The sequence below is a fragment of the Amycolatopsis sp. CFH S0740 genome (assembly GCF_004522315.1).
GTDB lineage: Bacteria > Actinomycetota > Actinomycetes > Mycobacteriales > Pseudonocardiaceae > Amycolatopsis > Amycolatopsis nivea.
Genome location: NZ_SDLS01000025.1, coordinates 16,878 through 33,262, shown reverse-complemented (window position 1 = coordinate 33,262; position 16,385 = coordinate 16,878). Strand labels below are relative to the sequence as shown.

General features: G+C 69.8%; 16 protein-coding genes. 10 read left to right on the top strand and 6 right to left on the bottom strand.

The window, feature by feature from the left end; translation table 11 throughout:
- Window positions 1–96: 96 nt before the first annotated feature.
- From EIZ45_RS33065 to EIZ45_RS33050, 4 genes are all read right to left on the bottom strand, one after another.
- Window positions 97–402 carry a MoaD/ThiS family protein gene (locus EIZ45_RS33065; RefSeq protein ID WP_037819729.1) on the bottom strand — a complete coding sequence of 102 codons (306 nt, stop codon included), beginning with the start codon at window positions 400–402 and terminating at the stop codon, window positions 97–99.
- Complete coding sequence (locus tag EIZ45_RS33060) at window positions 399–1,514, bottom strand: sialidase family protein (protein WP_037819727.1); 1,116 nt, start codon at window positions 1,512–1,514, stop codon at window positions 399–401. Before EIZ45_RS33060 ends, EIZ45_RS33065 begins: the two co-directional genes overlap by 4 nt.
- 33 nt (window positions 1,515–1,547) lie before the next feature.
- Window positions 1,548–2,345, bottom strand: a complete 798-nt coding sequence (locus EIZ45_RS33055; protein ID WP_037819720.1) for a helix-turn-helix transcriptional regulator — start codon at window positions 2,343–2,345, stop codon at window positions 1,548–1,550.
- A 260-nt stretch (window positions 2,346–2,605) separates the two neighbouring features.
- Window positions 2,606–3,169, bottom strand: coding sequence for an ABATE domain-containing protein (locus EIZ45_RS33050; RefSeq protein ID WP_037819717.1), 564 nt, complete (start codon window positions 3,167–3,169; stop codon window positions 2,606–2,608).
- A gap of 82 nt (window positions 3,170–3,251) precedes the next feature.
- Between EIZ45_RS33050 and EIZ45_RS33045 the strand changes: the two genes are divergently transcribed.
- Both EIZ45_RS33045 and EIZ45_RS33040 read left to right on the top strand, forming a co-directional pair.
- The gene (locus EIZ45_RS33045; protein ID WP_134666639.1) at window positions 3,252–4,406 is read left to right on the top strand and encodes an epoxide hydrolase family protein; all 1,155 of its coding nucleotides are present in this window, start codon (window positions 3,252–3,254) and stop codon (window positions 4,404–4,406) included.
- 72 nt (window positions 4,407–4,478) lie between these two features.
- Complete coding sequence (locus tag EIZ45_RS33040; RefSeq protein WP_134666641.1) at window positions 4,479–5,918, top strand: alpha/beta hydrolase; 1,440 nt, start codon at window positions 4,479–4,481, stop codon at window positions 5,916–5,918.
- Here EIZ45_RS33040 and EIZ45_RS33035 read toward each other — a convergent pair.
- On the bottom strand, window positions 5,905–7,761 hold the full coding sequence (locus EIZ45_RS33035; RefSeq protein WP_134666643.1) for an FAD-binding monooxygenase: 1,857 nt from the start codon (window positions 7,759–7,761) through the stop codon (window positions 5,905–5,907). The two genes, EIZ45_RS33040 and EIZ45_RS33035, sit on opposite strands and share 14 nt — an antisense overlap.
- Before the next feature lie 133 nt (window positions 7,762–7,894).
- Between EIZ45_RS33035 and EIZ45_RS33030 the strand changes: the two genes are divergently transcribed.
- Genes EIZ45_RS33030 through EIZ45_RS33015 form a run of 4 tightly spaced genes read left to right on the top strand, consistent with a single transcriptional unit; the run spans window position 7,895 to window position 11,218 of the window.
- Window positions 7,895–8,551: an IclR family transcriptional regulator gene (locus tag EIZ45_RS33030; RefSeq protein WP_134666645.1), complete on the top strand. Its 657-nt coding sequence runs from the start codon at window positions 7,895–7,897 to the stop codon at window positions 8,549–8,551.
- A 37-nt stretch (window positions 8,552–8,588) separates the two neighbouring features.
- The gene (locus EIZ45_RS33025; protein WP_134666647.1) at window positions 8,589–9,593 is read left to right on the top strand and encodes a D-cysteine desulfhydrase; all 1,005 of its coding nucleotides are present in this window, start codon (window positions 8,589–8,591) and stop codon (window positions 9,591–9,593) included.
- On the top strand, window positions 9,590–10,267 hold the full coding sequence (locus EIZ45_RS33020) for an aspartate/glutamate racemase family protein (protein WP_134666649.1): 678 nt from the start codon (window positions 9,590–9,592) through the stop codon (window positions 10,265–10,267). Before EIZ45_RS33025 ends, EIZ45_RS33020 begins: the two co-directional genes overlap by 4 nt.
- Before the next feature lie 12 nt (window positions 10,268–10,279).
- Window positions 10,280–11,218, top strand: coding sequence for a GNAT family N-acetyltransferase (locus EIZ45_RS33015; RefSeq protein ID WP_134666651.1), 939 nt, complete (start codon window positions 10,280–10,282; stop codon window positions 11,216–11,218).
- On the opposite strand, the gene EIZ45_RS33010 is transcribed toward EIZ45_RS33015, so the two are convergent.
- The gene (locus EIZ45_RS33010) at window positions 11,205–12,458 is read right to left on the bottom strand and encodes an NAD(P)/FAD-dependent oxidoreductase (RefSeq protein WP_240690783.1); all 1,254 of its coding nucleotides are present in this window, start codon (window positions 12,456–12,458) and stop codon (window positions 11,205–11,207) included. The genes EIZ45_RS33015 and EIZ45_RS33010 overlap by 14 nt on opposite strands.
- Window positions 12,459–12,514: 56 nt before the next feature.
- Between EIZ45_RS33010 and EIZ45_RS33005 the strand changes: the two genes are divergently transcribed.
- From EIZ45_RS33005 to EIZ45_RS32990, 4 genes are all read left to right on the top strand, one after another.
- Window positions 12,515–12,799 carry an alkylmercury lyase gene (locus tag EIZ45_RS33005; protein WP_134666653.1) on the top strand — a complete coding sequence of 95 codons (285 nt, stop codon included), beginning with the start codon at window positions 12,515–12,517 and terminating at the stop codon, window positions 12,797–12,799.
- 104 nt (window positions 12,800–12,903) lie between these two features.
- Window positions 12,904–13,446, top strand: a complete 543-nt coding sequence (locus tag EIZ45_RS33000) for a TetR/AcrR family transcriptional regulator (protein ID WP_051729766.1) — start codon at window positions 12,904–12,906, stop codon at window positions 13,444–13,446.
- Window positions 13,447–13,636: 190 nt separating this feature from the next.
- Window positions 13,637–15,076 (top strand): aldehyde dehydrogenase family protein, encoded by a 1,440-nt coding sequence (locus EIZ45_RS32995; protein ID WP_134666656.1) that lies wholly within the window; start codon window positions 13,637–13,639, stop codon window positions 15,074–15,076.
- Between the two features lie 24 nt (window positions 15,077–15,100).
- A complete protein-coding gene (locus tag EIZ45_RS32990) occupies window positions 15,101–16,378 on the top strand; it encodes an aspartate aminotransferase family protein (RefSeq protein ID WP_134666658.1) in 1,278 nt (425 codons plus the stop codon).
- Window positions 16,379–16,385: the final 7 nt, after the last annotated feature.

Genomic DNA, 16,385 nt, shown 5'->3' with positions numbered 1-16,385 from the left:
GGGAAATCCGGCACAGCACGCGTGAGCCCCTGGCCTCGGTGCGCCCCCGGGACGCACCGAGGCCTGGGGTCCTTCCCCTCGGCCGGTGGTTCGTGGTCAGCCGCCTGCCATGGCTCCGATGATGAGGAACGGTTCGGCTCCGGAGAGGACCGGGGCGGGCAGGGCGGTGTCCGGGGCGGTGTTCGACAGGTCTTCCTCGCACGCGAAGAACCGGACGAACGCCCGGCGTTTGCCGGTGGTCGTGTCGCGGACCGTGCCGCGCAGTTGCGGGTACGCGCGTTCCAGTGCGTCCAGCAGGGCGTCTCGCGTCGGCGGGTCTTCTACCGGCAGCTGGATTTCGCCTTCGACCTTCGCCAGGCGGCGCAGGTGCGTGGGCAGCTTGACGCGCACGACGGTGGTCATCGCAGGGTTTGCACCTCGACCGAGCACACCGCGGGCAGGTCGCGCACGATCGGGGTCCAGCTGTCGCCCGCGTTGTTCGACGCGTAGACCTGTCCGCCGGTGGTGCCGAAGTAGATGCCTGCCTCGTCGCAGGTGTCGACGGCCATCGCGTCGCGCAGGATGTTCACGTAGCAGTTCTCCTGTGGCAGGCCCGCGGTGAGCGGTTCCCATTCGTTGCCGCCGGTGCGGCTGCGGTACACGCGCAGCTTGCCCTCCGGCGGGTAGTGCTCGGAATCGCTGTGGATCGGGACCACGTACACCGTTTCCGGTTCGTGCGGGTGCACGGCGATCGGGAAGCCGAAGTCGCTCGGCAGGTTGCCGCTGATCTCCCGCCAGTGTTCGCCCGCGTCGTCCGAGCGCATGACGTCCCAGTGCTTCTGCATGAACAGCACGTCCGGCCGGGACGGGTGCAGGGCGATCCGGTGCACGCAGTGCCCGACCTCGGCGTCCGGGTCCGGGATGCCGTCGGAGTGCAGGCCGCGGTTGATCGGCTGCCAGGTTTCGCCGCTGTCGTCGCTGCGGAACGCGCCCGCGGCGGAGATCGCGGCGAACATCCGCTTCGAGTTCTGCGGGTCGAGGATGATCGTGTGCAGGCACAGCCCGCCCGCGCCCGGCTGCCAGCCCGGGCCGGACGTGTGCTTGCGCAGCCCGGTGAGCTCGCGCCAGCTCTTCCCGCCGTCGGTGCTGCGGTACAGCGCCGCGTCCTGCGCTCCCGCGTACACCGTGTCCGGGTCGGTCAGCGACGGTTCCAGGTGCCAGATCCGCGTGAACTCCCACGGTTTCGGCGTTCCGTCGTACCAGAGGTGGTCGCCCGCCCCGCCCTCGTAGGCGAAGTCGTGGTCGACCTGGTTCCAGGTCTTCCCGCCGTCGTCGGAACGCTGGATCAGCTGACCGAACCACGACGTGGACTGCGACGCGTACAGCCGGTCGGGATCCGCGGGCGAGCCGGCGAGATGGTAGACCTCCCAGCCGCCGAAGTGCGGCCCGTCGACCTCCCAGCGCGTGCGGCCCTCGTCCGAGGTGAGGATGAACGCGCCCTTGCGGGTGCCGACCAATACTCGAACTCCAGGCATGCTTTCTCCCTGACAACGGCCCTGTGACCTGGTTCAACCTAATCTCGCCAGCCGCGCGCCGCCTCTCCATTCTTGCGCTCCCTCCGACGCCAGCGGGGGCAGCGCGACCAGCACCGGAGGCGACCACGAGGGCGCGACGTCGAGCCGGACGTCCTGGCGCAGCGGTACCGGCCCGGCCCGGATCCGCACCGGCCGGGCAGCCGAGCCGACCGCCTGCACGCTCGGCGCGAGCTGCGCGCGCGGATCGGCGGCTGACGGCAGCGCGCACGCCAGCAGCCGGTAGGTGCCGGCGGGTACGTCGACGAGCGTGAACTCCAGATCCGGCCCCAGGAGCGAGCCGCTGACGGGCACGCCGCGCGCGGACGACGCGGCGAACAGTCCGACATAGACCGCCGGGGCTCCGTCGAGCGCGGCGACCGCCGCCGGACTCAGCAGCGCGCGGCCGGTGACGGCTCCGCCCGCGCAATCCGGGCCCGCGACCCGCACCGGTTCCGGCGGGTGCTCGGCGAGGAGGCCGGGCAGCTGCCGGAACCGGTGCGGGCTCACGCCGACCGCCGCGGTGAACCTCGTGGTGAACGTGCCCGGCGCGGAGAACCCGACCTCGTGGCAGATGTCGACCACTTTTTCACCGGTGTCCAGCAGCAACTCCTTGGCGAGCTGGAACCGTTGCGCGGCAAGGAATTTCCCCGGCGGCAGGCCGATCTCCCGCTCGAACGCGCGCGCCAGGTGGAACGGGCTGTAGCGGACGTGGTCGGCCACGTCCTCGAGCGTGAGCTGCCGGGTGCGTCCGGCGGTCAGGAACCTCGCAGCCTCCAGCACGGCGTCCCGCATGTGCACACCTCCTCGGATGTGCCCGCCATGGTAAATCCGGGGACCGACAATTCCGGGGCGTCCGCCATCGGCGGGACCGAGGACGTGGACAGGTGACGCGGGCGAGCGCGGAACCGTGGGGAATTCGCTGCGGCGACGGGCGGCTTACAGTTCCCCGACAGTGGTCATCCGGCGAGAAAAGGGAGCCAGGTTTTCGCTGGTCACCCCTACATTGCGAGCTTTAGCTCGGATGTCCAACAGGGACCGGCCGCGCAAGCTGCTCACTTCGCCGCGGCGCGGTTCGCATTGAAGCGCGCCTTCTTCTGCCGGTTCCCGCACGTGTTCATGTCGCACCATCTGCGGGTGCGGCTCTGGCTGGTGTCGAAGAACGCGGCCTGGCAGGTCGGCGAGGCGCACAAGGCGAGTTTGCCGTCCCGTTCGCCAGAAATGATGCTGATCGCGTCGGCAGCGATCACTCCGAGGGCATCCTCCACGGCGGTGGGCGAGTTGAGCTGCCAGCGCCGTTTGCCGTCCGGCGTCAGGACCGCCGACGCCTGGCCCTGCGCGCTGCGGGCATTGATGATCTCGACCGCGGCGGCGGGGAGCGGCTCCTGGAGCGCGGCAGCAGTCGCGGCGGCGTGAATCGACTCCCGCAGTTCCCGGGCGAGCTCGAGTTGCTCGTCGGTGCAGGACTCCACGGCGAGGCCGCTCACTGCCAGCCAATCGGCGAGCCGCTGCGGGACGGGAATGCGCTCGACGGAATCGCCGCGGCGCTCGGTCAGGGTCGCCGTGAAGCTGGTCGCGAGCACGGTGCCGAGGCGGAAGTCAGGGAACGCGGCAGGCATGGAACCAGCTTAGCCGGTTGCGCTCGGACGCGGGCGGCTGCTAGAACCGTCTAAGCCGGTTCCAACGACCCGAGGAGGACCCATGACCGCTCTGACCAGCGAAGTAGCAGCATTCGAAGCCCGGGCGACCGACGCTGACCTCGACGATCTCCGGGCGCGGCTGGCCGCGGCGAGGCTTCCGGAGGCCGAGACGGTGCGCGGCCCCCGACGCTGGGACCAGGGCGTTCCGCTCGCCGACCTGGTCGACCTCGTGCACTACTGGCGCACCGAGTACGACTGGCGCGCGTTCGAGGCGCGCCTTGACCGGATCGGCCAGTTCCGGACGGTCATCGACGGGCTGGGGATCCACTTCCTGCACCGCCGGTCCCCGCGCGCGGACGCCGTCCCGCTGATCTTGACGCACGGCTGGCCGGGCAGCGTCGCGGAGTTCGTCGACATCGTGGACGACCTGGCGGATCCCGAAGACGCCAGCGCGCCGGCGTTTCACGTCGTAATCCCGTCCTTGCCCGGATACGGGTACAGCGACAAACCGGCCACGACGGGATGGGGCACGGAAAAGATCGCGGCCGCGTGGGTGGAATTGATGGACCGGCTCGGATATCGCCAGTTCCTGGCCCACGGCGGCGACTGGGGCGGCAATATCACCACGATTCTCGCCGGCCGGTTCCCGGAGCGGGTTCTCGGCGTCCACACGCTGTTCGCGGAAGCCCCGCCCGGGCTGCCGACGGACGGCCTGACCGCGGACGAGCGCCGGTGGACCGAGGAAACCCGCCAGTTCTGGCGGCGGCGCGGGGCCTACGCGAAACTCCAGGCGACCGAGCCGCAGACCATCGGGTACTCGCTCGTCGACTCGCCGGTCGGGCTGCTCGCCTGGCTCGTGGACAAATTCGCGGAATGGTCGGACACCGAGGACAGTCCGTTCGAGACGATTTCCCGGGATCGCGTTCTGGACGACGTCACGCTGTATTGGCTGACGCGCTCCGGGGCGTCGGCGGCCCGGATCTACTACGAGAGCCACAATTCGCTGGACCCCGAGCTTCGCGTGGACGTTCCGGCGGCGATCACCATGTACCCCCGCGACACGGAGAAGACCCCGCGTCCCTGGGCGCGGGAGCGGTTCCGCCAGATCGTCCGGTGGCGCGTGCCGGAACGCGGCGGGCATTTCCCGTCGCTGGAAGTGCCGGAGTACTTCGTCCGGGATCTGCGGGAGGGGCTCGCCGCCGTGCTGCGGGGGTGACAAATGGCAGGGGTCCGGCCCGGCGGCGGCTGGTGTGGTGAATCAGCGATTCCGATGCGAAGAGGAGAGCTGATGCGAAAGACCATGCCGATCGCGCTTGCCGTCGCGGTGCTGGCGGGGGTGGTTTCGGCTGCCCCCGCTTCGGCCGGGCCGCGGTGGAGCGCCTGCCCAGGACAACCCGGCCTGCAGTGTTCGACCGTGACCGTTCCGCTGGACTACCGGCATCCGGACGGGCGGACGATCGACCTCGCGGTGTCCCGGCTGCCCGCGGCGAAGCCGGAGAAGCGGCGCGGGGTGCTGCTGGTCAACCCGGGCGGGCCGGGTCTCGCCGGGTCGCGCGTCCCGGCACTGCTGCCGTTTCCGCAGGCGGTGCGGGACAGCTATGACATCGTCGGCTTCGATCCGCGCGGGATCGGCTCCAGCGCGGGGTTGACCTGCGGCCTGAACGACGCGGACAAGACGCTCGCGGCCAACCCGCCCTATCCGCACAACCCGGCGGACGTGGCGAAGTCGGCCGAGTTGGCGAAGCGGATCGCCAAGCAGTGCACGACCTCCGAGACTGCCGATCTGTTGCCGTTCATCACCACCGCGAACACGGCGCGGGACATGGACCGGATCCGGGAAGCCTTGGGGGAGGCGAAGATTTCCTATTACGGCGAGTCGTACGGCACCTACCTCGGCGCGGTGTACACGACGCTGTTCCCGGACCGCAGCGACCGGATCGTGCTGGACAGCAGCTTGCCGCCGGAGGGATACGACGTCGAGGCGTTGCGCGCGCAGGGCATGGGTTTCCAGCAGCGGTTCCCCGACTTCGCCAACTTCGCCGCGAAGCACGACCAGGACTATCACCTGGGCACCACTCCGGCGGCGGTCACGAAGAAGTACTACGAGCTGGCCGACCGGCTGGACCGCAAGCCGGAGTCCGGGTTCGACGGGACGGCGTTCCGCGGCTTCACGTCCGGGGAAATCCGGAACGACGCCAGTTTCCCTGAGCTGGCCACGTATTGGCATCTGCTCGACACGCATCAGCCGCTCCCCGGAGCCGCCGCGAAGGCGACCGGCGATCGCGGCAGCTTCCCCGTCGGGTACCTCGGGGTGATCTGCGGGGATTCGCAGTGGCCGACGTCGGTGCGGACCTATCAGCGCAACGTCGAGATCGACCGGGCGCGGTATCCGATGTACGGCGCTTACGCCGCCAACATCCGGGCGTGTGCGTACTGGCCCGCGCCGGTGGAGCAGAAGGTGCGGATCACCGGCCAAGGACCGGCCGACGTGCTGATGGTGCAGAACCTTCGCGACCCGGCGACGCCGTTGCCCGGGGCGTTGCGCACGCGCTGGGCGTTCGGCGCCCGGGCCCGGATGGTCACCGCCGACCAGGGCGGACACGTCGCTTACGGTGCGGGCGCGAACCACTGCCTCAACGACACGACGACGGCGTACCTGGTCGGCGGGAACTTCCCGGCGCGGGACCGCTTCTGTCCCGCCGAGCCTTCCCCGGCTACTCGGCGCTGAAGATCGGCGCGAAGAACGCGGCCAGCTCGGCGGTAGCGGTGAGGGGAAGGACGTTCGCGACGTACTGGTCCGGCCGGACCACCACTACCGCACCGCCGGGCGAGATGCCGCGGTCGGCGAAGATGTCTTCGGACGCATAGACCTTCTCGTAGTCGATCAGCGAGAACGGACCGGTGCGGGGCAGGAAGATCTCCGGGACCTCGCCGAGATCGACCTCCTCGTACGGCCGCGGGTAGATCACCTTCACGTCGAACCAAGCGTCGACGTCCAGGTTCTTCGGCGTGTGGGCCACGACCGGGGAGTCCGGGGAATTCCCCAGCCAGTCGGCGAAATCCGCCACCGGAGCGGCGGGTCCGAAGACGTAGACGCGCCACCGGCCGTCGGCCTGGGCGTGATGTCCTAAGTGGACCGTGTTCGCGTCGCACACTCGCGTGACGGGAGCCGATTTGAACCGTTTGCCGATCGGGAACCCGGTCGCCAATTCCTGGTGTTCCGGCGAGGCGATGAGCACCGAAGGCTGGTAGCACGTCATGAAACCGGACGGGAACTCGAAGGTCTTCACGTAGAACTCTTCCAGCTCCGCCGGATCGGCCAGGTCCTCCGGCCGGGCCGCCATGAGGGTCGACCATTCCTTGTCGAAGTCGATGAGGTTTTTCGCGATCAGCTGGCGTTCCGCGGAATAGGTGGCCAGCAGCGAAGCGGGACCGCGGCCGTCGAGCACGTGGCCCAGTTTCCAGCCGATGTTGAACCCGTCCTGCATCGAGACGTTCATGCCCTGCCCGGCTTTCGCGCTGTGCGTGTGGCAGGCGTCGCCGGTGATGAAGACGCGCGGGAGCCGGGTGTCGCCGACGGGAACGTCGTCGAATTTGTCGGTGAGACGATGGCCGACCTCGTACACGCTGTGCCAGGCCACGTTCTTGACGTCCACAGTGTACGGACTCATGATCGCGTTGGCGCGCGCGATGATCTGGTCGATCGTCGTCTTCCGCACGGCGCCGTGGTCGTCCTCGGACACCTCGCCCAGATCGACATACATCCGGAACAATGTGCCGCCCTCGCGCGGGATCAGCAGGATATTGCCGCCGTCGTGGGACTGGATGGCGCATTTCGTGCGGATGTCCGGGAAATCGGTGACGGCGAGGACGTCCATCACGCCCCACGCGTGCAAAGCCTGGTCGCCGACGAGTTGCCGGCCGATCGATTCGCGCACCGCGCTGCGGGCTCCGTCGCAGCCGACCACGTATTTGGCCCGGACTACGCGATCCTCGCCGGTGCGCGGGCCGGCGGTGTGCCGCAGCGTGACGGTAACCGGGTATTCGTCGCCCTCAGTAATGGTGAGCGACTGGAATTCCAGGCCGAAATCGGGCGTCATCCGGCTCGGCGAATGGGCCATGTACTCGGCGAAATAGTCCTGCACCCGGGCCTGGTTGACGATGAGATGCGGGAATTCGCTGATCCCGGTGGGGTCGTCGGGCACGCGCGACGAGCGGACGATGCGCTTCGGATCGGCGGGATCGGGCTTCCAGAACGACATCGTGGTGATCCGGTACGCCTCCTCGACGATCCGGTTCGCGAAACCGAAGGCCTGGAACGTCTCGACGCTGCGCGCCTGGATCCCGTCCGCCTGCCCGACCTCGAGCCGTCCGCCGCGGCGTTCGACGATGCGCGTGGTGACGTGCGGGAACCGGGACAGCTGCGCGGCGGTGATCATGCCCGCGGGGCCGGTGCCCACGATCAGCACGTCGACCTCGTCCGGCAGTTCCGCGGGCCGGTCGATTCCGGTTCCGGCGGCGGGCAGGACGCGCGGTTCGCCGGAAACGTAGCCGTGGTGGTGGAACTGCATGGATTTCCTCACCTCACTGTGAGCACCAGAGGGGACCGTGTTCGATAATAGAACTCGTTGTTCAATTATTGAGTACAACGATGCTAGGGTGGGCCGCGCCGGTGCACAAGACCCCGCGGGGAAGGACCGAGTCGTGACGGAAGCCAAGCAAGCGGCCGGGTCGCAGACGTTGTCGCGCGGGCTCACCGCGCTCGAAGTGCTCGCCGAGGCCGGCGCGCCGCTGTCGATCGGCGAGCTGGCCTCGCGGCTCGGGCTGCACCGGTCGATCACCTACCGCATCGTGCGCACGCTCGAGGACCACGGGCTGGTCGTGCGCGGCGCGAACGGCGAACTGGAACTGGGGGCGCGGCTGGCGGCGTTGGCGCGCAACGTTTCCCGCGATCTTCAGTCGACCGCGCTGCCCGAGCTGACCGTGCTCGCGAACGAACTCGGCATGACGGCGTTCCTCGCGACGCTCGACGGCGAGGATTCCGTGGTCACGCTGGCCAGCGTCGAACCGCGGCAGGCGACGGCGGCGGTGGCGCAGCGGCCGGGCAGCCGGCATCCGATCACCGACGGCGCGCCGGGTCGCGCGATCCTGCAGCAGCTGCGCGGGGGGACGGCACCGTACGAGACCAGTCATGACGAGGTGATCCCCGGGCTGTCGTCGATCGCGGTGCCGCTCGCGGTGCCCGGGCAGCATCCGGCCGCGCTCGCGGTGGTGTACCTGACCGGTCCGGCGGACATCGACGCGATCGGGGAGCGGCTGGCACGGGCGGCGCGGGTGATCCGGGCCGAACTGCATCCGTAATGGACGCGGTGGACAGCGGCCGGGCGCGGGAAGCACGATGGCGTCCGTGGTACAGACGACGCGCTTCGCCCGCTTCCCGCTCGGACATTTCCCGACCCCGCTCGAACCGCTGGACCGGCTCACCGCGCGATTGCGCGAACGCCACCGGGACGTACCGGACCTCTGGATCAAACGCGACGACTGCACGGGTTTGGCGACCGGTGGCAACAAAACGCGCAAGCTGGAATTTCTCGTCGGCGACGCGCTCGCGCAGGGTGCCGACACGCTGATCACCCAGGGCGCGACGCAGTCGAACCACGCCCGGCAGACCGCTGCGGCCGCCGCGCGCGCCGGACTGGCCTGCAAACTGCTGCTGGAACAGCGGCAGGTGCGCGACGAGGAGTACGAGAACTCCGGCAATGTGTTCCTCGACGAATTGCTCGGCGCCGACATCGTGGACCGGGTACCGGCCGGAACTGATATGTCAGCGGCGATGGAAGACGTGGCAGCGAAACTGCGCGCGGAGGGACGGCGGCCGTACGTGATCCCGGGCGGCGGGTCGAATCCGATCGGCGCCCTCGGATACGTCCAGTGCGCGCTGGAGCTGGACGCCGCGCCGGTCCCCGTCGACTGGGTAGTGCACGCGACCGGCAGCACCGGCACGCAGGCCGGGCTCGTCGCCGGATTGAGCGCGGTGCACAGCCCGGCGCGGGTGCTCGGCGTCAGCGTGCGGCAGCCGGAAGCCCGGCAGATCGACGCGGTGCACGGGCTGGCCGTCCGGACGGCGGAGCTGATCGGGACCGAGGTTTCCCGTGACGATGTGCTGGTGGACGACCGCTGGGTCGGCGAGGGCTACGGCGTGCCGACCCCGTCCATGGTCGACGCGGTGCGGCTGCTCGCCGAGACCGAAGGAATCCTGCTGGACCCGGTGTACTCGGGGAAGGGCTTCGCCGGCCTGCTCGGCGGGATCGCGGAAGGCCGGTTCGCCGCGACCGACCGCGTCGTCTTCGTGCACACCGGCGGCGTCGCCGGGCTGTTCGGCTACCGGTCCGCGTTCCAGTGATCGCGGGCGTCCTCGGCGGCATGGGTCCCGCGGCGACCGCGGAGTTCTACGCGAAGCTCATCGCGCGCACGGTCGCGGAGCGCGACCAGGACCACCTTCGAGTGGCGATCTGGGCCGACCCGACGGTGCCGGACCGGGTCGCCGCGGTGCTCGACGGGAGCACCGACCCGTATCCGGCTTTGCTTGCCGGGGCGGAAAAACTGCGCGATCTCGGCGCGTCCGTGCTCGCCGTGCCCTGCCACACCGCGCATTTCTTCCTGCCCCGGCTGGCCGCGGACAGCGGGGTGCCGTTCGTGGACATGGTCGCGGAAACGGCGGACTTCCTCGCCGGACGGACGGGTCCGGTCGGCCTGCTCGGCACTCGCGGGACGATCGCCGCCGGGCTGTACCAACGGCGAGTGCCCGAGGTCGAGTGGGTGGTGCCGTCCGAGGCGGGGCAGCGGGAAGTCGACGCAGCGGTGGCGGCGGTGAAACGCGGCGACCTCGCCGCTGGAGCGGCACATTTCGACCGGGCGCTGGCGGAGGTCGACGTGCCGTTGTCGGTGCTGGCGTGCACCGAACTCCCGCTGGTGGCGGGAAACGCGACCGGGGTGCTGGACCCGACGGACCTGCTCGCCGACGCGGTGATCCGCCGTTGCGGCGGAAAACCGGTCGACGCCCGGCCGTCCGCCTGACAGAGTCCGGCCATGACCGATCTGCTGACCGCCGCGGACGTGCTGCTCATGCAGGAACTCGCGCAGCGGATCACTGCCGTGCGCCCGGAACTCGTCAACAGCGACGCCTCCTACGGCGAGCTGGCCTGGAACTGGGGCAAAGGGCACGCCGCACAAGGCGCGAGCTGGGTCCGCCGGCTGTGGTTCGCCGGCGACGACCTCGTCGCGTGGGGCTGGGCGCAACTGCCCCGGAGCGTGCGGCTCAACGACGGCTCGGTCAAAGACGTCACCGGTGCTTACCTGGCATATCAGGTCCATCCCGACCACGCCGGGCTGGTCGACGACGTGATCGACTGGTTCGACGCCACCTCGGACGGCCTCGAACGCACCGTGCTCCCCGGCGCGGCCGACAAGTTCGGCCTGGAACGCTGGGCGGCGCACGGCTACGGGCCCGATCCGGACGGCCTCGGCGACACCGGATCCTGGACGCAGCTGAACGAACGCGACCTCGAGGTGCTCGAAACGCCCGTCCTGCCGGACGGTTTCCGCTTCCGCACCGCCGCCGAAGCCGGTCCGGAGGCGGCTGTGCGGGCGCATGTGGACGCGTGGGGCGTGACCGCGTACACGCTGGAAGGCTACGAGGGCGTCCGCGCGACCCCGGCGTATCGCGGCGACCTGCATGTCCTGGTCGAAGCGCCGGACGGAACGATGGCGGCGTCCACGATCATGTGGCTGGACGAGGCGAACAAGACCGTTGAGTTCGAGCCGGTCGGCACCCATCCGGACTACCGGCGGCGGGGACTGGGCAGAGCGATGCTGCTGCACGGGATGGACCGCGCGCGGGCAGCCGGAGCTGCCCACGCGACGGTTGCTTGTCTTGGCGCGCCTGGACATCCGTCGGCGCGGGAGTTGTATTACGGCGTCGGGTTCCGCGAAGTGTGCCGGGACGTGCCGCTGCTCAAGCCCGCGTGAGCGGGGGCTGGCCCATCCGCAGCGCACCGAACTTCGCGGACGTCCGGACCGCGTCGAAGCCGTAGCTGATCATCTCGGTCTCGTATTCCCGCAGCGCGGGGAGGAGGTCGGTCTCGGTGAGCTTCCTGGCGAGCAGCTCGGCGTCGCGCAGGGCGGTGTTCGCGCCGACGCCGACTGCCGGGCTCATCGCGTGGATCGCGTCGCCGAGCAGGGTCACCGGCGTGGTCGGCCACGGCTCGACCGGCACGCTGGTGCGCATGAAGATCGGGAACAGCGTCTCGGGATCGGCGAGGGCCAGCAGTTCGCTGGCCTTCGGATTCCACTTGTGGGCCAACGAAACCGTCATGTTCCGCAACTCGCGCCCGGTCGCGGCGCGGAGTTCGTCGTCGGAGCACGGCAGCAGTTCGGTGCGCGCGGCGAACAAGCACATCACGTAGTCGCTGGTGTCGGTGAGCCCTGGCAGCGACGGCGGACGCCGGGAGTGGACTGGGGCGATGCCGATGTGCTGGAGGTCCGGGCCGAAGAGCCCGCGGTAAATCCCGAACCACTCGTCGGGGATCAGTTCGGCGGTCTCGCGGGTGAGCGGGAAGCGGCCGTACATGATGCGCACACCGGTGTCCACGACGCGGGCGTGCGGCAGGTATTGGCGTCGGATAACCGAATTCACGCCGTCGGCGGCGACCAAGACGTCCGCTGAAGCGGTGGATCCGTCGGCGAACGTCGCGGTGACGGTGTCGTCCAGGCGGTACCCGGTGCATTCGCGGCCGAACTCGACGACGTCGTCCAGCCCGTGCAGAAGGATCTCGCGCAATGTGCGCCGGTTGATCGAGACATTGCGTTCGACCGGTTCCTCCGGCGGCGTCCCGGTGAGGTAACTGGTACGCGACGGTGTCGAACTGGCATCCCAGATCGCCCGGCTGAGATGAGCAGGAAGCAGCCGGTCCAGCGCGTCGAGGCCGTGCGGGTCGAGCCGCAGGCGATACCCCTGCAACCGGCCGGCTGCTGAGATGTCACGTTCGCGGACTGCGACGGCAACCCCGGCGCGGTGCAATCCCTGTGCGAGCGCGAGCCCGCCGATGCCGCCGCCGATGATCAGGACGCGAAGTTTCCGGGCACCGCGAATTCCCCTTCTGAGTACGGAACGAGGGGACGTGCTGGACGCACCGGAAAGGTGCGGGTACGAGCGCGGCGCGCCGCCCGGACTACCTACCGGGCTGTGGCTTTCGACGTCCTGGGCCACCCTAGCTTTTTCCGGAAGCGGATTGTCAAGGACGGATTTCCGCCTAGGCTGGGCTCATGTGCGCACCGGGGCCGGAGATCCGCGGGACGCGGGTGGAACTGCTGACCGCCCCGGACTGCCCGAACGCCGAAGCGGCCCGGTCGCTGGTGGCCGAGTGCCTCGCCGAGAGCGGCCTCGACGCGGCGGTCGTCGAACGCGTCGGCAGCTACCGTTCGCCGACGATCCTGGTCGACGGGGTCGACGTGATGGGCACGCCTGGGCCGGTGGCAGGGGACGCCTGCCGTCTTGACGTGCCGACGCGGGAGCGGATGCTCGCCGCGTTGGCGGCCGTAAAAGCCTGACCGGAAGCCGTTGCAGCTCGCTAGTTGTCTTCGGGGCACCCTTCGCTCTGGTTCACATTACAGATGTAATGTACGCTCGCCCGGACGGAGCCGAGGAGGTGCGGATGAGCCGGTCCGGAACCGCGGACGACCCGACCGGGACGAAGCTCGCCCTGCGCCGGGCGGCGGTCGGCGTGGTCGCTTCCGACGGGCTGCGCGGCCTCACCTACCGTGCGGTCGCGCGGGCGGCGGGCTGCACCACCGGCGCGGTCCAGCATCATTTCTCCTCGATCGACGACCTCCTCCAGTCCTCTTTGGACCTGGTGCTGGAGGAAAGCGCGGAGAACGGCCTGATCGGCGCCCGCACCGGCGTCTACGCGGACGGTCCCGAGGTGCGCCAGCGGTTCCGGGACAGCGCGGACCTGCAAGTGTTCCAGTACCAGCTGGTCGTGGAAGCGGCGCGGCGGCCCGAACTGCGGCCGGTCGTGCGGCGGCTCTACGACGGCTATCTCGCCGCGGTCGGCAAGGAACTGTCGGCCGACGGCGGGCTGGCCCAGCTCGTGTTCTACGCCCTCGACGGAATGTTCCTGCACCAGGCGGCGGATCCGGACGTCGATCCGGGCCCGGCGCTCGAAGCCCTGCGCGGCCTGCTCGCGGCCGCGCGTTAACCGAACCCCGACTCTCGCCCCGGCCGCGCTCGACGCCGCCGGGGTCGAAGTGTTGCCGGATACCGTTGCGCCGCAAGAACTTCCCACTGTCCTATCCGGAAATTTCGTCGTCGCTCAGGTGTTGACTTAATCAACACCTAGGGGTCAGACTCGGCGCATCCCGAAGCCGCCGAACCGAAAGGCGTACCCGATGCCCGACACCGCCGCCGCGACCTTGCTGATCGACGGCCGCTGGCATTCCGCCCCGGCGACGTTCGACGTCGTCGACCCCGCGAGCCTCGCCGTCCTCGGCCAGGCCGCCGACGCGGGGCCCGAGCAGGCGCGGGACGCACTGGCCGCGGCCGCGCGCGCCGCCCGCGGCTGGGCGGACACCGATCCGGAGACCCGCAGCGGCCATCTGCGCGCCGCGGCCGCCGGAATCCGTGCCCGGCAAGGAGAACTGGCCGCGTTGCTGAGCCGCGAGAACGGGAAACCGCTCGCCGAGGCGAACGGCGAACTGGCTGGGGCCGCCCGGATGCTGGAGTGGGCCGCGGAGGAGGGCCGCCGCGCGTACGGGCGGGTCACCCCGGCGAACGCGGCTGGTCCCGGTCTCGTGCTGCGCTCGCCGGTCGGCCCGGTGCTCGCGATCACGCCGTGGAACTTCCCGGCCAGCATGCTGATTCGCAAGGTCGGGCTCGCGCTCGCGGCGGGCTGTCCGGTGATCGCGAAGCCGGCCGAGCAGACCCCGCTGATCGCCACCGCGCTGCTGGAAATCGTGCAGGACACCGGTTTGCCCGCCGGGGTGCTGCAGTCGCTGACCACCACGCGGCCCGCGGAACTCGTCGGAGAATTGCTGGCCGACCGGCGGCTGCGCAAGGTCAGCTTCACCGGCTCCACCGAGGTCGGATTGGGCCTGCTGCGACAGACCGGCGACATCCTCCGCCGCACGTCGCTCGAAATGGGCGGGCACTCGCCGGCGATCGTGTTCGAGGACGCCGACCTCGAAGCGGCCGCGGCGGGCGTCGTCACCGGGAAGTTCTTCAACGCCGGGCAAAGCTGCACCGCAGTGAACCGGCTGTACGTCCACGAAAGCGTCCGCGACGACCTGCTTTCCTTGATCGAAAAGAAAACCAGCGCGCTGAAGGTCGGCCGGGGCGACGCCGAAGGCACCAACGTCGGTCCGCTGATCGACGAGGCCGGACTGGCGAAGGTGGAGAACCAGGTGGCGGACGCGGTCGGCAAGGGCGCGCGCGTGCTCGTCGGCGGCAACCGGTGGACGGATCCCGCGCTGCCGGGCCATTTCTTCGAGCCCACCGTGCTGGACGGCGTCACCCCGGACATGCTCATCAGCCGCGAGGAAACGTTCGGCCCGGTGCTCGCGGTGTCGGCCTTCCGCACCGACGACGAGGCCGTCGAACTCGCCAACTCCACCGATTACGGCCTCGCCTCCTACGTGTTCGGCACCGATCTGCGCCGCATCTGGCGCACGCTCGACCGGCTCGATTTCGGCGTGTTCGGCGTCAACGACCCGGCGCCGGTGCGTCCGGAACTGCCGTTCGGCGGCCAGAAGAACTCCGGCCAGGAACGCGAAGGCGGTGCCGAAGGCATCGATGCCTACACCGAGACCAAAGCAGTCGCTCTGCGGTTCTGAACCGCTCCCCGAAAGGAATCCGCGTTGACCACCGCTGAACTCGCCGCTGCCGATCAGCGCACCCTCATCCACCCGCACACCGTCATCGGCGACCCCGCCGAACCGCTCGTCCTCGACCGCGGCGAAGGCGCGCTGCTCTGGGACACCGAAGGCAACCAGTACATCGACGGCACCTGCGGCCTGTGGCAGTGCCCGGTCGGCCACGGCCGTGCCAAAATCGCCGACGTCGCCGCCGAGCAGATCCGCAAGCTGGAGTTCTACTCGTCCTTCGGCGACTACTCCAACGCCCCGTCGATCCGCCTCGCCGAACGCCTCCTGTCGCTCGCCCCGGCGGGTCTGGAACGCGTTTTCCTCACCAACGGCGGTTCGGAAGGCAACGAAACCGCGATCAAACTCGCTCGTCTCGCCTTCCACCACGCCGGTTCCCCGGAGCGCACGGTGGTGCTGGCACGACATGGCGGTTACCACGGCATGGGCGGCGCCTCGCTGGCCGCGACTGGCATTGAAGGCCTGCGCGCCGGGTACGGTCCGCTGCTGCCGGACGTCGAATGGCTCGGCAAACCGCACGGCATCGAGCACGGTCCCCACGCGACAGACATCCTCGTGGCCGAGCTGGAGAAGCGGATCGAAGAGATCGGTCCACATCGGATCGCCGCGTTCATCGGGGAACCGGTGCTCGGCGTCGGCGGGATGGTTCCGCCGCCGGAGGATTACTGGCCGCGCGTGCAGGAAGTGTTGCGGCGACACGGAATTCTGCTGATCGTGGACGAGATCGTGACTGCGTTCGGCCGCACCGGGCACTGGTTCGGCAGCGAGCACTTCGGCATCGAGCCGGACATGATCGTCACCGCGAAGGGACTCACCAGCGGGTACATTCCGATGGGTGCGGTCCTCATTGGACGGAGGGTGCTGGAGCTCGCCGAAGGCGCTGCGTTCCTGCACGGCTTCACCTACAACGGCCACCCGGTCGGCTCCGCGGTCGCGCTGGCGAACCTCGACCTGATCGAAAAGGAGAACCTGCTCGAACGCGCCACTGTCCTCGGGGCCCGGCTGCGCGAGCGGCTCGACCCGCTCGCCGAGCTGCCGCACGTGCGCGAGGTCCGCGGGGTCGGCCTGATGCTCGGCATCGAGTTCGCGGACCGGCCCACCGCACCGGTGCAGGCGGGCTGCCGCGCGGACGGCGTGGTGGTCCGCGCGTCCGGGACCAGCATCGTGCTGTCCCCGCCGCTCGTGATCACCGAGGACCAGATCGACACTTTGGCCGACGTGCTGTGCAAGCACGTCGCCGCCGCGGCGAGCTGAACGGAGG

Coding starts and splice junctions, on each gene's coding strand:
- EIZ45_RS33065 (WP_037819729.1), bottom strand. CDS start 402: ATGACCACCGTCGTGCGCGTCAAGCTGCCCACGCACCTGCGCCGCCTG.
- EIZ45_RS33060 (WP_037819727.1), bottom strand. CDS start 1,514: ATGCCTGGAGTTCGAGTATTGGTCGGCACCCGCAAGGGCGCGTTCATC.
- EIZ45_RS33055 (WP_037819720.1), bottom strand. CDS start 2,345: ATGCGGGACGCCGTGCTGGAGGCTGCGAGGTTCCTGACCGCCGGACGC.
- EIZ45_RS33050 (WP_037819717.1), bottom strand. CDS start 3,169: ATGCCTGCCGCGTTCCCTGACTTCCGCCTCGGCACCGTGCTCGCGACC.
- EIZ45_RS33045 (WP_134666639.1), top strand. CDS start 3,252: ATGACCGCTCTGACCAGCGAAGTAGCAGCATTCGAAGCCCGGGCGACC.
- EIZ45_RS33040 (WP_134666641.1), top strand. CDS start 4,479: ATGCGAAAGACCATGCCGATCGCGCTTGCCGTCGCGGTGCTGGCGGGG.
- EIZ45_RS33035 (WP_134666643.1), bottom strand. CDS start 7,761: ATGCAGTTCCACCACCACGGCTACGTTTCCGGCGAACCGCGCGTCCTG.
- EIZ45_RS33025 (WP_134666647.1), top strand. CDS start 8,589: ATGGCGTCCGTGGTACAGACGACGCGCTTCGCCCGCTTCCCGCTCGGA.
- EIZ45_RS33015 (WP_134666651.1), top strand. CDS start 10,280: ATGACCGATCTGCTGACCGCCGCGGACGTGCTGCTCATGCAGGAACTC.
- EIZ45_RS33005 (WP_134666653.1), top strand. CDS start 12,515: ATGTGCGCACCGGGGCCGGAGATCCGCGGGACGCGGGTGGAACTGCTG.
- EIZ45_RS33000 (WP_051729766.1), top strand. CDS start 12,904: ATGAGCCGGTCCGGAACCGCGGACGACCCGACCGGGACGAAGCTCGCC.
- EIZ45_RS32995 (WP_134666656.1), top strand. CDS start 13,637: ATGCCCGACACCGCCGCCGCGACCTTGCTGATCGACGGCCGCTGGCAT.